This is a genomic window from Chitinophaga sp. CCNWYY40 (assembly GCF_037483205.1).
Taxonomy (GTDB): Bacteria; Bacteroidota; Bacteroidia; order Chitinophagales; family Chitinophagaceae; genus Chitinophaga; species Chitinophaga ginsengisegetis.
Genome location: NZ_JBBHLF010000001.1, coordinates 1,281,356 through 1,294,706, shown reverse-complemented (window position 1 = coordinate 1,294,706; position 13,351 = coordinate 1,281,356). Strand labels below are relative to the sequence as shown.

Annotated in this window: 12 protein-coding genes; 1 reads left to right on the top strand and 11 read right to left on the bottom strand. The window is 47.2% G+C overall.

The window, feature by feature from the left end; genetic code table 11:
- Nucleotides 1-133: 133 nt before the first annotated feature.
- The gene (locus tag V7S65_RS05245) at nucleotides 134-1,813 is read left to right on the top strand and encodes a sigma-54-dependent Fis family transcriptional regulator (protein ID WP_336385975.1); all 1,680 of its coding nucleotides are present in this window, start codon (nucleotides 134-136) and stop codon (nucleotides 1,811-1,813) included.
- 2 nt (nucleotides 1,814-1,815) lie between these two features.
- Here V7S65_RS05245 and V7S65_RS05240 read toward each other — a convergent pair whose 3' ends face one another.
- The 11 genes from V7S65_RS05240 to V7S65_RS05190 form a co-directional block, all read right to left on the bottom strand.
- The gene (locus V7S65_RS05240) at nucleotides 1,816-2,433 is read right to left on the bottom strand and encodes a TMEM175 family protein (protein WP_111578606.1); all 618 of its coding nucleotides are present in this window, start codon (nucleotides 2,431-2,433) and stop codon (nucleotides 1,816-1,818) included.
- A gap of 23 nt (nucleotides 2,434-2,456) precedes the next feature.
- Nucleotides 2,457-3,821, bottom strand: a complete 1,365-nt coding sequence (locus tag V7S65_RS05235) for a sigma-54-dependent transcriptional regulator (RefSeq protein WP_336385976.1) — start codon at nucleotides 3,819-3,821, stop codon at nucleotides 2,457-2,459.
- On the bottom strand, nucleotides 3,818-6,097 hold the full coding sequence (locus tag V7S65_RS05230; protein ID WP_336385977.1) for a histidine kinase dimerization/phosphoacceptor domain -containing protein: 2,280 nt from the start codon (nucleotides 6,095-6,097) through the stop codon (nucleotides 3,818-3,820). Before V7S65_RS05230 ends, V7S65_RS05235 begins: the two co-directional genes overlap by 4 nt.
- The gene (locus tag V7S65_RS05225; RefSeq protein ID WP_336385978.1) at nucleotides 6,094-6,789 is read right to left on the bottom strand and encodes a YoaK family protein; all 696 of its coding nucleotides are present in this window, start codon (nucleotides 6,787-6,789) and stop codon (nucleotides 6,094-6,096) included. The genes V7S65_RS05230 and V7S65_RS05225 overlap by 4 nt, the downstream gene beginning before the upstream one ends.
- Nucleotides 6,790-6,832: 43 nt before the next feature.
- The gene (locus tag V7S65_RS05220) at nucleotides 6,833-7,306 is read right to left on the bottom strand and encodes a Dps family protein (RefSeq protein WP_336385979.1); all 474 of its coding nucleotides are present in this window, start codon (nucleotides 7,304-7,306) and stop codon (nucleotides 6,833-6,835) included.
- Between the two features lie 5 nt (nucleotides 7,307-7,311).
- On the bottom strand, nucleotides 7,312-7,746 hold the full coding sequence (locus tag V7S65_RS05215) for a DoxX family protein (protein ID WP_111578610.1): 435 nt from the start codon (nucleotides 7,744-7,746) through the stop codon (nucleotides 7,312-7,314).
- A 10-nt stretch (nucleotides 7,747-7,756) separates the two neighbouring features.
- Nucleotides 7,757-9,637: an amidohydrolase gene (locus tag V7S65_RS05210; protein ID WP_336385980.1), complete on the bottom strand. Its 1,881-nt coding sequence runs from the start codon at nucleotides 9,635-9,637 to the stop codon at nucleotides 7,757-7,759.
- A gap of 11 nt (nucleotides 9,638-9,648) precedes the next feature.
- Complete coding sequence (locus V7S65_RS05205; protein ID WP_336385981.1) at nucleotides 9,649-10,413, bottom strand: M17 family peptidase N-terminal domain-containing protein; 765 nt, start codon at nucleotides 10,411-10,413, stop codon at nucleotides 9,649-9,651.
- Nucleotides 10,414-10,431: 18 nt separating this feature from the next.
- Nucleotides 10,432-11,781, bottom strand: coding sequence for an alginate export family protein (locus tag V7S65_RS05200; protein WP_336385982.1), 1,350 nt, complete (start codon nucleotides 11,779-11,781; stop codon nucleotides 10,432-10,434).
- Nucleotides 11,782-11,848: 67 nt separating this feature from the next.
- Entirely contained in the window at nucleotides 11,849-12,481 is a 633-nt protein-coding gene (locus V7S65_RS05195; RefSeq protein WP_079467887.1) for a hydrolase, read from the bottom strand.
- A gap of 154 nt (nucleotides 12,482-12,635) precedes the next feature.
- Nucleotides 12,636-13,349, bottom strand: coding sequence for a LytR/AlgR family response regulator transcription factor (locus V7S65_RS05190; RefSeq protein ID WP_079467888.1), 714 nt, complete (start codon nucleotides 13,347-13,349; stop codon nucleotides 12,636-12,638).
- Between the last annotated feature and the right edge of the window lie 2 nt (nucleotides 13,350-13,351).

The following is a 13,351-nucleotide window of genomic DNA, read 5'->3' as shown; positions in this document are numbered from 1 at the left end:
AAACCGTGTGCCCACCTTCAACTAACTAATAATCAAAAACTTATGAAATTATTTAATTTCAGAAAATACGACATGTCGTAATATTATGATACCGCTTCCTTGTCCGGCTCTATGAAATTCAGTAATTTCGGTCATGCAGAAAACCAATCACACTGGTCCAACAGGTATAGACGAAGGCAATCATGCGGACAAAAATGCCATCTTTGAAAATCAACTCATTCAAAAAGAAAACGAACAGGTAAGTTTGCTCTGCGTGGCAGGCAGAATCGCTGCTGTGCGCAGCCGCGCCGACCTCTGGAACATTATCAATAACGAAATACTGGATCTGTTTGGCAGCCAGTATTATACTTTATGCTTATTGTCTGAAGATGCAGACACGCACTATCCTTTTTTACATAGCCGGGATAAAAGACTGGAGAATGATAAGGTGGACAGTCCCATCATTCACCGCCAGCATCCTGTAAATGACGGGGTTTTCGACATCGCGCTGGCGGCTGGGCAACCGGTGATCTTTCAACTTGCTGAACTCACCAAACAAAAAGATATCGCTCCCTATGTTCACTATTGGTTCAAACTCGGCATCAAAGAAATGATGCTGGTTAAAATCACAAATGCCAACCAGGACAGGGGCGTGTTATTTCTTTATTCAAACAAAGCAGGCGCATTTTCACCGGAAAAATTCAACCTGCTTTCCGGTGTGGCAGATCTTTTGGGAACAGGTATGTGCAATGTGCTGGCAAATGAAAAAATAGAACAACAGATCGAAGAAATAAACCGGTACCGGCAACAACTGGAAGAAGAAAAGGCTTACCTGATAGAAGAACAATCAGGCAACCGCTTTTCCGGATTCATTGGTCATTCACAGGAAATTCAAAAAACCTTTCGCTTAATTTCACAGGTGGCTCCTTCAGATGCTACCGTACTTTTACTCGGGGAAACCGGTACCGGAAAAGAACTGGTTGCCCGCGCCATACATGAGGCATCTCCCCGCCGGGGAAAGCTCATGATCAAAGTAAATTGCGCCGCCCTGCCCGCAAACCTGATCGAAAGTGAATTATTCGGACATGAGAAAGGAAGTTTTACCGGTGCAGCCGATCGCCGTATCGGGAAGTTTGAACTGGCCAATAACAGCACCTTGTTTCTTGATGAAATAGGAGAACTGCCGCCGGAACTCCAGGTGAAATTATTAAGGGCGTTGCAGGAAAAAGAAATAGAGCGTGTCGGCGGTGGAAAAACGATTAGCGTGAATGTAAGGATCATCGCGGCAACAAACAGAAACCTGGAAAAGGAAGTGTCGCAAAACCGCTTCCGGAGCGACTTATACTACAGACTAAATGTATTCCCTATTACCTTACCTCCTTTGCGGAAACGTAAAGAAGATATTCCCGCACTCACCTCCTATTTTATAGAACGCTTCGCCAGGAATTCCGGGAAAAAAATTTCGGGCATCTCTCAAAAAGCGATGGCAAAATTAATTTCCTATGCCTGGCCGGGGAATATCCGTGAACTCGAACACCTGATAGAACGTGCGGTACTACTGACTAATAAAAGCATCATTAAAATGATCCAGCTGCCGGAACAAATTGGTGTTGATGGCGGCTCAAACGACAAAGCTTTTCAGATCCGGCCACTGGAAGAAATAGAACGGGAGTATATCCTGAAGGTGCTTAAAGTATGCAGGGGAAGGATTTCAGGTCCCAATGGCGCTGCTACAAAATTAAAGATGCCGGCCACCACCCTGATTTCAAAAATGCAGCGATTAGGGATCAAAAAAGAACATTTCGTTACCGGGAAAGATGATGAAGAAGCCTGAGGCTATTTACTTTTAAGATCAAGTTTACCGGAAGTATAAGCCCAGTAAATCCATAAGGCAACACATAGAAATAAAGCGGCAGTGGGTGCCACAAAGGAAAGGATAAAAGCCAGTGTATGCACAGGAATGCCGTACAGGTAATTTCTTTTTATGCGCTTAATACCTTCATCGGTTATTTCAGGTCTTAGTAGCTGCCGGTCCTGGCTCGCAATCCACCAAAGCAGGTTAAATGCCAGGTTAATGCATACAAATAAAGCGGTGTAGATGGCCACTGCAACATGAGCCGATGCCGTATGATAATAACTGGAAAGTAATGCTGTAGGATAGGAAACGCAGGTGGCAAGGAATAAGATAAGCCCGTTGGCAAACATCAGCGGGGTATTACGCCGGTAGATCTGTTTGAAGATTTTGTGATGATTGACCCACATAATAAAAATACTGAAAAAAGACAGGCAGAAAGCCAGGAAAGAAGGCCATTGCGCCACCAGCTTTTTCAGAAGCGAATTTCCTCCCCCGGTTTCTTCCATCAACGGTACATGCAGTTCCAATACCAGTAAAGTGATGGCAATGGCGAAAACCCCATCACTGAAAGCTTCTATCCTCGTTGTTTCTTTTTCCATGTTGCGGGATTCAAAAAGTAATGCTATTTGTAACCGGATTCAATTCCATGTTTCTTCATTTTGGAATATACTGTCTGCGCAGGTAAGCCAAGTATTTCAGCAGCGCCATTAGCGCCAGAAACCCGGCCCTTGCATAGCTTTAACGCATTCATGATATGGTTTCGCTCCATCTGTTCCATTGTTTCAAAAGAGGTGGAGCCGGTATTTTTTTCGAGATGTACCGGCAGATCAAAATCGGTGATCTCATTGCTTATGGCCAAAATAACCTGCCGTTCAATGATATGTTCAAGTTCCCTGATATTGCCCGGCCAACGGTATTCCATCAGCGATTGCATGGCTTCCTTACTGATTTCAGGTACGGGTTTTCCCAACATCAGCGCAAACTTTTTGAGAAAATAGGCGGCCAGCGGAGGGATGTCTTCCGTTCTTTCACGTAAAGGCGGCAGCTCTATAGGGAAAACATTCAGCCGGTAGTAGAGGTCCAGCCGGAATCTTCCTTCGGCCACTTCCTTTTCAAGATTACGGTTTGTTGCCGCAATTACCCGCACATCAACCGGTACGGGCATATCGCCACCGAGGCGCGGCACTTCTCTTTCCTGTAATACGCGCAGCAGTTTCACCTGTGCATCCAAAGGCAATTCGCCGATTTCATCAAGGAAGATAGTACCTCCGTTTGCCTGTTCAAACTTACCAATCCGTTTCTGATTAGCGCCGGTAAAGGCCCCCCGCTCATGACCAAATAGCTCTGACTCCAAAAGAGACAATGGCAACGCCGCACAATTCACCGTTACCAGGGGTTTATTTTTCCGGTTGGAAGCCCTGTGAACAGCCTGCGCAAACCTTTCCTTCCCTGTTCCGCTTTCTCCCAGCAGCAACACGGAGCTGTTGCTGCGTGCCACAGCCCGGATTTTTTCAAGGGCTTTTTTCAATGCAGGGCCCTTGCCAATAATATCCGGGAAATTATTTTCATTATCGCTTACAACAGCCTGGTTGTTTTGAACAGCACTATGTTCTGCGCTATAACGGTACCGGGCAATGTCCAGCATCACCAGCAGATCGCGCTCGCGGAATGGCTTCACCAGGAATCCATATGGCTGTGTTGTTTTCGCGGCTTCCAGCGTAGCCTGGTTTGTATTTGCGGAGATAAATAAAAATGGTTTTTTCTGCAGAAACAATTCTTTGGCCAGTTCTATCCCTGACACGGGTGTTTTCAACGTAATATCGAGGAGCACCCAATCGGGATCTTTCAGCGCAATCAGTTCCCGTGCCTGCTCAACAGAAGACGCAATGCCACACATGGTATAACCGGCTTTGGCCAGCATAATACGCAGATCGTTGGCTACGATAAACTCGTCTTCCACGATCAATATTTTTTCCTTTAAACTCATCCTGCGGACGTTTTAACTGTTATGGTACCCAAGGTCCTGCATTGAAAGAATAACCTGATATTCACTCCCCTGCCGGCGGCAGAGGATATGTTAAAGCTGCCATCGAGCTGGCCGGAAAGTCCGTGCATCAGGCTCATTCCCAGCGACTGCGTGTGTTGCGGGTCCTGTTCCTGCGAAAAGCCGATGCCATCATCTGAAATCAGCAGCAGGCAACCCGCTTCGCCTGCGCTTTTCAGTGAAACACGAATGTTCCCCCGGTGATCTGCCGGAAATGCATATTTGATTGAGTTACTCACGGCCTCATTGATGATCAGCCCAATGGGCACCGCCTGAACGGCATCGAGTAACAACGGATCGGTTTCTGTGGTGAAGGAAATCCTGTCTGTTTTCTCAAACGATTCTTTCATGTATCCGATCAATTCCCCGATGTACCATTTCATATCAATCTTCCCCAGATTATCAACCTGGTAAAGCCGCTGATGAATCAGCGACATGGCGTACATGCGGTGCTGACTGTTGCGGATGGCGGTTATTGCGTCTACGTTATCAAGGTATTCAGATTGTGTATTGAGCAGGCTGATCACAATCTGCAGATTATTTTTAACGCGGTGATGTACTTCTTTCAACAGCCATTCCTTTTCTTCCACCACTTTTTTCAATACTTCATTCTGATCGTTTATTTCCTTTTGTTTGCCTTCCAGTTCCAGGTTGGAGCGTTTCTTCAGCCTGTAGCGGTTATACATTAACGCGGAGAAAAGCACCAGCATGGCAACGCCCGCGGCGAAAGCATTCCGGGATACTTTTTCGTTCTGCAGCAACACTTCCTGCAGCTCACTTTTCTGCGTAAGAAATTCTATATTTTTATCTTTCTGCCTCGTTTCAAACTGTAATTGCAGCATTGCCAGTTGTTTGGCCTGGGCAACACTGGTCAGGGAATCGGAAAGCACCTTATATTGCCTGAAATGGCTGATAGCTGAAGAAAGATTGCCCATCGCAGAATCTGTTCTGTACAACAGGTACTCGCCTTCTACCTGCCGTACCAGTGCCAATGGTACACTGTTGTTATAGTGGGTATAAGTCCTGAGATAGGGAATAGTTTCGGTAAAGCGGCCAACAGCCTGCAGGTAATAAACAATCGCCAGGCGCAAAAGCTGGCTGTTCCTGTCGGGTACCTGGTAGCGCTGATAGGCGCTTACCAGTTTTCTAAAGTGATGGTCCGCTTTGTCGAATTCCATGAGTGCCACATAGTCCTTCATGTAGATCATTGGTTCCAGCATCCGTTCCTTCTCATTGGCAAGCAGCCCGTATTGCGCACTGACAAACAATGTGTCAAGGCTTCTTCTGTACATGCCCTTATTGCGGCAGGCATCTGCAATATTGATAAGCATGTTTTTGATAGTCGGCGTATCCCGGTTGCTCCGGGCCAGCACCAGGGCTTTATTGAAATAATCAATTGCCTGATCATAATATTTAATGCTGTAATAATTCAGGCCAACACGGTTATATACGGTAGACATCAGTGGCCCTGTATCCTTCAGCTTCTCCCCGGCTTCTACCGCCAGCAAATTATACTGGAGTGATTGGGCGAAATTATTTAACTCGTGATGAGTTTCCCCTATAAGCGAATAAATTCCCTGTAAGCGCGGAAAACCCGTTTGCCGGTACACGGCCAAAGCTGCGGTTAACACCTCCAGCGACTGTGTAAACTGCCCGTTCAGCTGTAACAGCTCTCCTACAAATTCATTGAGTTTTGCTGCAGAAAGACTGTCGCCCAGGCTTTGATAAATACCTATACCCTGCCTGTATAAGCTGATTTTTGTTGGAAGATCTTCTGTTGAATTGGAATAGGTACCTCCTAGCTCCAGTATCGCCTGTGCCTTTAACGCGGGCGTTCCGTAAGCGCTTAAAAGACGGACCGCTTCTTCACTTACCTTTCTCCCCTCCGCCGCACGTCCGGATTCCCGGTAGGCTTTTGCCAGTAGCAGTTTACTGAGCCCAAGCCCCACCGGGTATTTTAGTTCATTACTTAATGTTTCCATTTGACCGGCGATATGAAAAGCCATTTTCATATCGGAGTCCAGTGATTCCGGTCTGTCCAGGAACGACTCTCCCCTCTTCATCCATGCTGTGATGGTAGATGTATCTCCTTTACTGCCCTGCACCAACCGGCCTATTCTTTCGGGGCCGGCTGATTGTGCGCCTGCCATTACCGGGAGTATCACTGCCAGTCCGATGGCCATCCATATCCATATTTTTCCCGGAACACCTTTCCTCATTGCTCAAATTTACGCGCCATCGCTTCCCCCTGCAAATAACAAACAACAATTGCCACGCCCGGCAGCAGAATGGCACTGAGACCCAGCCATTTAGCCATGATGGCGCCTATTACACAACCGGCTAAAAATCCACCGATGGTAAACAACTGGCCCTGGAAATCCTTCCATGCCAATGCATCGCCACTCCGGCCTTTCCGGATCAGGCTTCCCAGATCCAGTGATGCCTGGGTAACATTCCCGGTCATCATAGTGGTTGGTCCGTGTGTTTCTTTCGCAAATAATTTTCCAAAAGCGTTTTGCAACCCCATCGCGGCCACGGTAGTCATTACAATTGAATAGGTCATTATTTTTTCTTCCCCTCCCGTTAACATGGGCAGCAAGATAGCGCCAATTCCGCAAATCACCAGTATAATGCCCTCTGCGAGGAGTATTTTGTACTTTCTCTGCGTTTTCTCAACCACCCAGCCACCGGCCATTACAGCGAGTACAAACACGGGGAATGTTACTAATTTTATCCACGAATCCATGTTATCGCCACCGGCAGCAATCTGCGCAGCAAACACAATAAAATTCCCGGTTACGTGTGCAGAAAAAATACTATCCCCCGATACAAAGGTGGCTGTATCACAAAAGCCCGCTACCCATGCGAGTAAAAATGTTACCCAGTTGATATTGTGTGTAGCTTCTGTCATGTTTTAATTTTGTGATGTTTAAATCCTTTTTGATCAGCAGCGCCTACTCAAGATGCGCTCTGAGCATCCAGGCCATTTTTTCATGCTTTTCCATTAACCCGGTGATGTAGTCACTGGTTCCGGCATCATGAAATGCGGTTACATACCCGTCTATATTCTCCCGCAGGTGGATCAATATACTTTCATGATCCGCCAGCAGTTCTTTGATATGCCCGGTCGCATCATTTTTTTCTCTCGACTGCTCCGTAAGGTGTGTCAGACTTAGAAATTCCTTCAGGGTGGCCGGTGGGAAATGGCCTAAAGACCGGATCCTTTCTGCCACATCATCCACAATTTCTTCCATCCGCCCGTACTGGGATTCAAAAAACAGGTGCTTACTGTGAAAATCCGGTCCTGTTACACACCAATGTGCTTTGAGCGTTTTGGTATAGAGAACGAATTCATCTGCCATAATTTTTCCCAGTGAATGGGCTACGCCGGAAAGGTGTTCCGGTTTAATGCCAATGCGTGTGATCATTTTTTTTAATTAAATAGTTGAAGCAATAAAAAGTTATCCAAAGAATAAGTACCGGCGCCCAGCGCCAGTAAAAAAAGTAAAGAGAGTGTGTACATATAAGGTACATCGCGCACTTCCAGGTTATCATTCCGGTGTACCACAAAGTAACCGATGGCGGTAACCCCAATTGTTGGCAGGATCACCAACCGGGTGCCAATGCCGAGCATCAACAGGAAAGGCACCACGGTATCTGAAAATGTGGCCACCAATGCGTTGAGTTTCTCCGGTAAATGGAGCGGGTTAGGCACATGCTCTTTTTGCCCGTTCACTACGCGAAACTTTTTCATGCCGTGTACCCTGAACAGCTCCAGCGCCAGCAGGCAGCGAAACACCAGTATGGCGGCATTATTCCAGGTGCTGCCCAGGTCGGAGTAAAGAATGGATATGATAATATCGTTCATAGTATGCGCGTTAAAATGCAAAACAGGAGCAACCAAACGCGCCCCAGAATGCGGTGTAATTATTAACCGGGATGTTGCTTTTACGGGCAATATCATGATGATGCCCATGAACATCACAACTGCCTTTACAACTGTGTATCTCGGCTCCCGCCACTGTTTCAGCACCTGATGCTTTAGCAACAATGGCTGCATCTTTATAGTAACCCGGGTAGTTTTTTACGGGCGACCAATCAGGCAAAACTGGTATCGTTGGCGGAGCATGCATGGCGAAATCATCTTTGGCGTATACAATCTTTCCGCCAACAATGGTAAGGATAGACTCAATGGATTTAATCTCTTCATCGGCCACTTCAAAAAAGTCGCTGTCCAGTACAGCCAGGTCGGCAAACTGTCCCACCGTGATACTGCCTTTCTTTTGCTGCTCCCCGGAAAACCATGCGCTCCCCTTTGTATACAGTTCCAGTGCCGTTTCCCGGCTCAGTTTATTGGCGTCGCCATACAGTTGCAGGCCACCCAGGGTTTTACCCGCTGTGAGCCAATACAAGGCTACCCAGGGGTTATAGCTGCTCACCCGCGTGGCATCCGTGCCTGCACCTACCGGTACGCCTGCCTGAAGCATTTGTTTAACAGGCGGGGTATGTGCAGCTGCGGCGGCTCCATAACGATCCGTAAAGTATTCGCCCTGGAAAGCCATCCGGCTCTGAATGGCAATGCCGCCGCCAAGTTCCCTTACCCGTTCGATGTTGCGCTCATCAATGGTTTCAGCATGATCGAAGATCCAGGGGAGCCCATCGAAAGGAATCTCGCGGTTTATCTTCTCAAATACATTTAAAAACCGGGTGATGCTTTCGTTATACGTGGCGTGCAAACGGAAAGGCCAGCGTTTTTCAACCAGCAACCTCACTACCCGTTCCAGCTCCTCTTCCATGGTATCAGCCAGTTCCGGGCGCGGCTGAAGAAAATCTTCAAAGTCGGCGGCAGAAAACACCAGCATTTCACCGGCGCCGTTGTGGCGGTACATATCGTCTCCCTGGTGAAGGGTTACGGAGTTGGTCCAGTTTTCAAAATCTTCGCGTTCCTGTTTGGGCCTTTGTGTGAACAGGTTGTAGGCAATACGAACGGTCAGTTGCTTTTTCTCATTCAGGTCGCTGATAACTTTATAGTCGTCGGGGAAATTCTGAAAGCCGCCACCAGCATCTATCACACTGGTGATACCAAAGCGGTTTAACTCCGTCATGAAGTGCCGCGTGGAATTTACCTGGTGTTCGTACGATAGCCGCGGTCCTTTGGCGAGTGTGGAATACAGGATCAGGGCATTGGGTGTTGCTATCAGCAGCCCGGTGGGGTTGCCTTTCGCATCTTTCTCCAACCTGCTTCCAGGCGGCGCCGGCGTATCTTTTGTAAATCCGACTGCGCGCAACGCCGCACGGTTTAACAATGCCCTGTCGTACAGGTGCATGATAAACACCGGCGTATCCGGCGCTATGTCATTGATCTCATCCAGGGTGGGCATTCTTTTTTCCGCGAACTGAAATTCCGTCCATCCTCCTACCACTCTTACCCATTGCGGTGACGGCGTTAGCGCAACCTGTACTTTCAGCATCCGCAGTGCATCTGCCAGGGAAGGAACGCCATCCCATCTTAATTCAAGATTATAGTTTAGTCCACCCCGGATTAAATGAATATGTGAATCATTTAATCCCGGGATCACCCTTTTGTTTTCCAGGTTAATCAGCACAGTATCCTGGTCCTGGAACCCGTTCAGCACTGTAGCGTCATCTCCAACAGCTATGAATTTACCTTCTTTAATAGCCACTGCTGTTGCTGCAGGCTGGTGCCGGTCTACGGTATGGACCTTACCGTTATAAAGAATTAAATCGGCCTTTTTCATCGTCGTCTGTTTTAGTTATGAAATGAAGCAATGGCTTCTTTGATTCCTTCGCCGGCTGTGACGAAAAATGCGGGGCCTGCAAGCAGTATTACTTTGGTTATTTTTTTGGGGGCCGCTAAATTATTTTTATGGAGATAAAGCTGCGTTCTGTATGCTTCAATGATGCCTTTAGTGACATTACCGGCAACCAGGGCGGTGGGAGAATCGATGCCGCCATCTTTGATATCGCTGGCAAAAGCAAAACTGCTTACGCCCAGGTTCAGTGCTTCACGCATGGCTACACTTGCCACCGAGGTCATAAGGTCCGGCGTAAAATTATTGCGGTTGCCCATACCGATCAGTAATAACCGGGGCGCTTTCAGCGCGCCTTTGGCGGGGGTAATCAATATGGTTTCCAACGCATGGCCGGCAAACTTCCCGGTTTTGCGCAGTTCCGTAATTTGTCCGTGCAGGGCCTCGTCGAGGTGCACCATGCCATTCAGTGCTGCCGGCAATGCAGGCGGATTAAAAATATCTCCTTCCGTGTACTCAAATACACAGGCCACCTGCAAAGGAGATTCGGCGGCTGAGGGGCCCTGTACCAGCCCTTCAATGGCGATGCCGTCTACTTTCCCCCAGATCTTTGAAGTGCCCACCGGCGTCGTTTTCACGGTGGTATCTGCGGTTACAGCCTGTTGGGCATACCCGGCAGTTCCCAGCAGCAACATAAACAGTACCGGCAACAGGCTTCTTATTTTTATGGCCCGCAAAACACGATTGTTCTTATAGTTTCTCATGATGAATAGTTTTTTTTGTTAAAATTTGAACGCAACCCTGGTGTTAATGAATAAACCGTCCTTATGATCTTTGATCAGATCATCTATAAAAGCGCCTGTCTTAAAATATTGTACACCGGCATTCAGTGAGATAAACCTGTTCAGCGTGTATACTGCACTTGCCAGGTAGGCGGTGCCGATATATCTTTTTTTAGAAGATGAACCTGCGAGGTTAAAATTGCCGCTGGGGCGATATACGCCATCCTGCAGGGAGTAACGCCAGTTGAACACCACATCTGCCTGCAACACCAGCCGGGAGCCCGGATTCACCGTGGCGTAAGGATGGATATCAATGAGATTCACGGGTCCTATCTGCGGGCTAAATCCAAAATATCCACCTTTGGGATACAACGGGTTAAAGGTTCCCAGTTTGCCATCTCCTTTGTTGTTGTCGCCGGAGATGTAGTCATTGCGCAAATTGATTGTTGGCCTGGCTTTTAGAGATTCAAACATATAACCGATATCTGCGGATGCGGTCCAGGCGTTGATATCGGCAGTGCCAAACTTCCCGAACTGCCAGGCCGCCTCAAAGTTGTAAATGAAGCCACCGCCGTATTTCCAAAGCCTGGTACCCAGTGTATGTCTTACTTCCTTTGCAGCTCCTTCTTCAAAAACGGCAAGATCCCGCCGGATGCCCAGGTAATAAATATCGAGGTTACCTGCCCGGGGGAAAATGCGTTTGGTATATAGTCCCCACAGGTTTACCTGTTTGCTGGTCTTGTTGTCGAATGCGCCTGTGTTCACGGTGTCGGCCGCCATTGCGAATGCGTCTGCGGTAAAACCGGCAGCAGCATACATCAGTTTAAGACCATCAAAGTAAAGCCGCAGGTTGGGCCCTTCACGGACAGAGATCAGCCGCCCGCTGCCATAGTCCAGCTCCTGGCGGCCGGCGCGGACAGTGAGACTTTTTTCATTCTGTTTATACAACTGCGCATCGACAAAGAGGTTCTGGATATTCAGGTGATCTTCATCAATAGGCCTGGGACCGTTTTTACGACCTCCTTCCCAGGCGCTTCGCAGCTGCGTGAACACCCGGATCTTTTCTCCAAAGTGAACATCGGCATGAAGGTCGTAGCGCTGCAATAAGAAATTGTTATGGCCTGTTCCCAGCCGTCCCCAATCTTCATTATGAAAATCAACATATTCCAACCTCGCTGATCCGCCAAAAGAAACGTACACGTTACTTGTAGCAGAGAGTGAGGTATACTTTATCTTATGATAAAAAGTAGAAGCAGAATCACGCAGGTAAGCATAATTCTCATCAAAACGCATCAGTTTAAACGATTGCGCATAACCTGCATGGCCGATCAGCAAGAGCATGATCAGCATCGCTGACTTTTGCAATAAATAGAAATTGGAAACTCGCAAAGCTGGTAAAGGATTTTACAGAGATGAATTAGTGTTTGAGCATGTGGTGGGCATAATGAATGCCGATGCCGTAAGAGCCACCATACTTTTTCATCAGATCAGTAACTGCTACGTAAGTTTCCTGTCTTGCCCAATCCCTTTGTAATTCCAGCAGGTATTGAATGGAGGTAATAGGTTTAACACCTGCATGTACCATGCGTTGTACGGACCGCTCATGCGCTTCGGGGCTAACATCGCCACAGGCATCGGTAATAACATATACTGTGTAACCTTCTTCTATAGCCGACAGCGCAGGGCCTACGATACAAACGCCTGTCCAAAGGCCCGCAAGTACCAGCTTCTTTTTTCCGGTGCCGGTGATGGCTTTATACGCGGCTTCATCTTCCCAGGTATTCATGGAGGTACGGTCAATATATCCTGAAGTAGCCTGTGGGTAAAATTCTTCTATCTCAGGAAATACCGGGCCTGAAAAACTCTCTTCAGCCACAGTTGTCACAATCGTAGGGATATTAAAGATTTTGGAAGCGCCTGCAACAATAGCGGTGTTGGTTCGCAGTTCGCTGAGCGGAATGCTTTTGGTAGCAAAAGCCATCTGGCCTTCAAAATCAATTAATACTAACGCATGGTTTTCCGGAGATAATAGATTGGGAGATGGTTTCATAAATTAAATAGTTTTGCGCCCGGTAAGACAACAAAAGTGCCATCTCATAAATAACTCATAATCAATATTATAAGCACGTCTATTTAATTAAAAATATACGACATATCGTAAATTTATGATCGTACATAAATACAGGGGAAAGAAGTATTTCTGTTCACCGCGCATTCAATATCTTCTCCAAATCATCCTTAAAGTTTCTCCCGATAGGAACCTGGTGTCCGTTCAGCACAATGCGGTTCCTTTCGAGACGCACGATCTTCTGAACAGATACAATGAAGGATTTATGCACCCGGATAAAACGGCGCTGAGGAAAAATATTGAGCATCGCTTTAATAGAACCTTTCAGCAGGATCTTTCCTGCATGCGTATAAATGATGGCATAATCCTTTAAGCCCTGGATATGCGTAACGTCGTTAAACTCCAGCTTTATACGTTGTACGCCGCTTTTAACAAAAATAAAATCAGTATTACCACCCGTGGGAATATCTTCAATATTTGTACTCTGCGATTTCAACGCCAGGAACTCCCTGATCTTTGTAATGGCCTGATGGAAACGGTTAAAAGACACCGGCTTTAATAAGAAGTCAATGACCCCAAGTTCATATCCTTCAAAAGCATAATTGCGGTAGGCGGTGGTAAAAACAGTGAGCGGTGGATTTGATAAGGCTTTGAGGAATTCAATGCCGGTCATTTCAGGCATCTCAATGTCCAGTAACAATACATCAGCGGGGTGGTTTTCCAGGTGACGCAATGCCTCGCCCGCGTTAGTGAACAGGAACACGGAAGCCACATCGTCCAGCCTTTTCAGGTGGCCGTCCAGTACTTCCAGCGCAAGCGGCTCATCATCTACAATAACAAACTTCAGCATGA

Bases quoted from the DNA above. Each gene is read 5' to 3' on its own strand.
- V7S65_RS05200 (WP_336385982.1), bottom strand. From the start codon at position 11,781: ATGCTGATCATGCTCTTGCTGATCGGCCATGCAGGTTATGCGCAATCG.
- V7S65_RS05195 (WP_079467887.1), bottom strand. From the start codon at position 12,481: ATGAAACCATCTCCCAATCTATTATCTCCGGAAAACCATGCGTTAGTA.
- V7S65_RS05205 (WP_336385981.1), bottom strand. From the start codon at position 10,413: ATGAGAAACTATAAGAACAATCGTGTTTTGCGGGCCATAAAAATAAGA.
- V7S65_RS05230 (WP_336385977.1), bottom strand. From the start codon at position 6,097: ATGAGGAAAGGTGTTCCGGGAAAAATATGGATATGGATGGCCATCGGA.
- V7S65_RS05215 (WP_111578610.1), bottom strand. From the start codon at position 7,746: ATGAACGATATTATCATATCCATTCTTTACTCCGACCTGGGCAGCACC.
- V7S65_RS05220 (WP_336385979.1), bottom strand. From the start codon at position 7,306: ATGATCACACGCATTGGCATTAAACCGGAACACCTTTCCGGCGTAGCC.
- V7S65_RS05245 (WP_336385975.1), top strand. From the start codon at position 134: ATGCAGAAAACCAATCACACTGGTCCAACAGGTATAGACGAAGGCAAT.
- V7S65_RS05225 (WP_336385978.1), bottom strand. From the start codon at position 6,789: ATGACAGAAGCTACACACAATATCAACTGGGTAACATTTTTACTCGCA.
- V7S65_RS05190 (WP_079467888.1), bottom strand. From the start codon at position 13,349: ATGCTGAAGTTTGTTATTGTAGATGATGAGCCGCTTGCGCTGGAAGTA.
- V7S65_RS05210 (WP_336385980.1), bottom strand. From the start codon at position 9,637: ATGAAAAAGGCCGATTTAATTCTTTATAACGGTAAGGTCCATACCGTA.
- V7S65_RS05235 (WP_336385976.1), bottom strand. From the start codon at position 3,821: ATGAGTTTAAAGGAAAAAATATTGATCGTGGAAGACGAGTTTATCGTA.
- V7S65_RS05240 (WP_111578606.1), bottom strand. From the start codon at position 2,433: ATGGAAAAAGAAACAACGAGGATAGAAGCTTTCAGTGATGGGGTTTTC.